Below are 3,552 nucleotides of genomic sequence, written 5' to 3' on the forward strand. Positions count from 1 at the left end.
TCGGGGATTACAGCCTGCACCCCTCGTTCGCACCCGTTAGCTGAAAGAAGCAGCAACTCGGCCGTCGACATGAACTCCCGTGCCTATCTGGCAGCCAGCTTCAGAGCTCAACCTCAGAAACGATCAATCTGATTACTGGGGGGTTCGGTGCGTCTTGACAACATCTCTGCACGCAGTTACATGTATAGTCGAGACTGTAACCGCCGGTTCTGACGCGATAGATTGGGGCGTCGTCAAGTGGTAAGACACAGGACTTTGGATCCTGGATCGGAGGTTCGAATCCTCCCGCCCCAGTAGCGCGTGGACCCTTTCTTGAAGTCGAGCATTGTTTTAGGAGGCATGTTGATGATTGTTGAGCAGTTGAGGGTGTTCACAGGGAACGGCAACAGACCTCTTGCCCAGATGATCTGTGAATACCTTGGCATCTCACTTGGGGACGCTGATGTTGGCCATTTTAGCGATGGTGAGACAATGGTTCAGATCAATGAGAACGTCCGAGGCACCGATGTCTTTGTAGTTCAGTCGATGGGGCAGCCCGTGAACGAGCACCTCATGGAGCTTTTGCTTATGATCGACGCTTTGAAGAGAGCCTCAGCGGGCCGGATAACGGCTGTGTTGCCTTATTATTGCTACGCCCGTCAGGACAGAAAGCGAATGCCCCGCGTGCCGATCTCAGCTAAACTGGTCGCGGACCTCTTGTCTGCGAGCGGGGCTGATAGGGTTGTTTCGGTTGACCTTCACGCAGGTCAGATACAGGGCTTTTTCAACGTTCCTTTTGATCATCTGTTGGCCGCTCCGGTGCTTGCAGGCTACATACAAGGTCTGGATGTGAAGGATTTGGTCGTTGTCTCGCCAGATGCTGGCGGTGTCGAGCGAGCCAGACAGTTCGCAAGAAGGCTTACCAGCAGTCTAGCGATAATCGACAAGCGCAGGCCCTCGCCAAACGTCTCAGAGGTTTGTCATATAATTGGCGACGTTCTCCATCGCGATGTTGTGCTGCTCGACGATATGATCGACACTGGCGGCACAATCGCCAACTCCGCTGTGGCGCTCCAGGCTGCCGGAGCCAGGCGCATATTCGCTGGCTTCGCGCATCCGGTCCTTTCCGGCCAGGCGTATGAGCGGCTGACCGATTCGCCTTTAGAGAAAATAATAACGACCGACACGATACCAGTTGACAAAAAGCGCGATCCAAAGAACAAGATCGTTGTTCTATCTATAGCCCCGCTCTTGGGCGAGGCGATTAAGAGGATCAATAAATCGCTCTCAGTAAGCGAGATGTTTCAATAGGACGGTATTTGGGGAGCAATAAAGTGGCAGAGAAACTGAAGTTAAGCGCCTCATCAAGAGATTGGGTAGGCAAGGGCGGCGCGAGGAGGATGCGGCAGCAAGGTCTGATTCCTGGTGTGGTTTACGGTCGCGGCATGGATTCGATCCCTGTCGTGGTTACAGCAAGCGATCTAGTTCCCTTACTGCGGCAGTATGATTACGAGTCGGAGCTGATTGACTTTAGGGTTGATGACGGCGAGTACATGGATGTTCTTGTGAAGGAGGCCCAGTTCGACCACATTGGTGACCGACTGCTTCACATCGACTTTTTCCGGATAATGCGTGGCGAGAAGCTGGTTGTTGAGGTTCCGATCGTTGTTTTGGGAGCGGCGGCGGGCGTTAAGATGGGTGGCATTTTGCAGCATAACACGCGTACAGCCAAGATACGATGCCTTCCCAAGAACCTTATTCACGAGTTGGAAGTTGATGTCTCTGCCTTGATGGTGGGGGACTCGGTTCACATCCGGGACCTGAAGGTCCCCGACACAATCGAGATTCTCGAGGAGCCGCAGCGGACAGTCGTTTCGGTATTGGCCAAGAAGGTTGAGGAGAAGGCACCCGAGGAGGAGGTAGAGGAGGCCGAGGCGGAAGAGCCAGCGAGCGAGTAACGGCTTGGGTAGGACCGGTCTCTGGGCATATTTGAGGCGAAAGCGCACGCTTGGTGGTGCTCAGGATTTTCTCGTGGTTGGCGTCGGGAATCCCGGGAGCGAATACGCCTCGACCCGACACAATGCGGGCTTCATGGCCTTGGATGTCTTGGCTGGAGCTGAGAATGTGAGGTTTTACTGCTCTGGTCAGGGGGACGTCGCGGTCTGGCATGTTGATGGGAAGCAAGGCGTCCTTGCCAAGCCTGGGACTTATGTCAACAACTCAGGACAGTATGTGAAGTTTCTTGTCAAACGGCTCGGTATCGGTGTTGACAAAATGCTGGTTGTGCATGACGATATTGCGCTGGATGTGGGGCACTATAAGTTCAAGTTTGGCGGGGTGGCTGCCGGGCACAAAGGTCTGACCTCGATAATCGAGAGCCTTGGCACTCCTGAGTTCTACAGGCTGAGAATAGGCATAGGCCAGCCGGCTCGTGGAGAGTCAAGAGTTGAGTGGGTTCTATCGGCTTTTGCCGAGGAGCAGCTTGAGCTGTTGTCGGAGATCTTGCAAAGTTGCTCGACAGCGGTAGCAGATTTTGCTATACAGGGCGGTGTCGCTGCTATGAACATACATAATAAACGGACGAAAGAGAGGAAGCTTTATTGAGAGCGTATGAACTTGTTTATGCTTTGAGGCCGAATCTCCAAGACGAGGAGAGGGTTTCTCTGATCAAGCGCTTTGAGGAGCTCGCGAAGCGGCTCGGCTGTGTTCGGACGGAGATCAAAGAATGGGGCATGAGGCGGACAGCCTACGAGCTGAAGAGGTTTCATGAGGCCTACTACATTGTGATGCGGTTTTTTGGCGACTCGTCGGCAAAAGATGAGATCGACCGGCAGCTGAAGTTGACGGACGAGGTACTTCGCCACCTTTTTGTAAGACTTGAGGATGAGGAGAAGGCTTCGGAGGAGGAGCTTGATGAGTCTGTGGTAGAGGCATCAGACTAGGGTAAGAGGGCATTGAAATGACTGATCTAAACAGGGTATTCTTGGTGGGGCGCCTCGTTCGGGACGCTGAGCTAAAGTACACGACGTCGAATTTACCCGTGTGCCAGTTTGACTTGGCGGTAAACAGGGCCAAACGTGAGGGAGATGGTTGGAAAGAGGAGACGATGTTCATCAACCGAATCTCGCATTGGGGTGAGCAGGCCGAACGAAAGGCAGAATACCTTCAGAAGGGGCGGCTTGTCTTCGTAGAGGGTCGATTGCGGATGGACGAGTGGGAGAAAGACGGTCAGAAGAGGAGAGAGCTCAAGGTGGTGGCGACTCACGTTCAGCTTCTTTCGTCCCCTAAGGCAGAGAGCGGTGCTGGCGCTTTCAAGGAGCAGACCTTCACAAAGCCCGCTTCGGACCTCGTTTCGGAGGATGACCTGCCCTTCTAGGGGCGGCAGGCCATCCGCTCTTTAGTCGAGAGTTTTGGTGCATTGGGTTACACGATAACTTTTGTAGGAAGTAACAATGGTAATAAGCTTCAAGCCTTATAGAAGGCGATACTGCAGGTTCTGCGAGAAGAGAATCGATAAGATCGATTACAAGGATGTGGACCTCTTGAAATACTTCATCACCGACCGGGGAAAGA

6 protein-coding genes and 1 tRNA gene are annotated in these 3,552 nt (G+C 53.4%); all 7 read left to right on the plus strand.

The window, feature by feature from the left end; translation table 11 throughout:
• The first annotated feature begins 223 nt into the window (after positions 1-223).
• Positions 224-294 (plus strand) — tRNA-Gln (locus VM163_14060).
• Between the two features lie 51 nt (positions 295-345).
• Positions 346-1,290, plus strand: a complete 945-nt coding sequence (locus VM163_14065; GenBank protein HUT05003.1) for a ribose-phosphate pyrophosphokinase — start codon at positions 346-348, stop codon at positions 1,288-1,290.
• Positions 1,291-1,313: 23 nt separating this feature from the next.
• The gene (locus tag VM163_14070) at positions 1,314-1,937 is read left to right on the plus strand and encodes a 50S ribosomal protein L25 (protein HUT05004.1); all 624 of its coding nucleotides are present in this window, start codon (positions 1,314-1,316) and stop codon (positions 1,935-1,937) included.
• A gap of 4 nt (positions 1,938-1,941) precedes the next feature.
• The gene (gene pth / locus VM163_14075; GenBank protein HUT05005.1) at positions 1,942-2,583 is read left to right on the plus strand and encodes an aminoacyl-tRNA hydrolase; all 642 of its coding nucleotides are present in this window, start codon (positions 1,942-1,944) and stop codon (positions 2,581-2,583) included.
• Positions 2,580-2,921, plus strand: coding sequence for a 30S ribosomal protein S6 (gene rpsF / locus VM163_14080; GenBank protein HUT05006.1), 342 nt, complete (start codon positions 2,580-2,582; stop codon positions 2,919-2,921). The genes pth and rpsF overlap by 4 nt, the downstream gene beginning before the upstream one ends.
• Positions 2,922-2,938: 17 nt before the next feature.
• Entirely contained in the window at positions 2,939-3,355 is a 417-nt protein-coding gene (locus VM163_14085) for a single-stranded DNA-binding protein (GenBank protein HUT05007.1), read from the plus strand.
• Positions 3,356-3,431: 76 nt separating this feature from the next.
• A partial coding sequence (gene rpsR, locus VM163_14090) for a 30S ribosomal protein S18 (GenBank protein ID HUT05008.1) occupies positions 3,432-3,552 on the plus strand: 121 nt, incomplete at its 3' end.

The organism is bacterium, assembly GCA_035527515.1.
Lineage (GTDB): Bacteria > B130-G9 > B130-G9 > B130-G9 > B130-G9 > B130-G9.

Excerpts from the sequence above, each read along its gene's own strand:
- VM163_14065 (HUT05003.1), top strand. The coding sequence starts at position 346 with ATGATTGTTGAGCAGTTGAGGGTGTTCACAGGGAACGGCAACAGACCT.
- VM163_14085 (HUT05007.1), top strand. The coding sequence starts at position 2,939 with ATGACTGATCTAAACAGGGTATTCTTGGTGGGGCGCCTCGTTCGGGAC.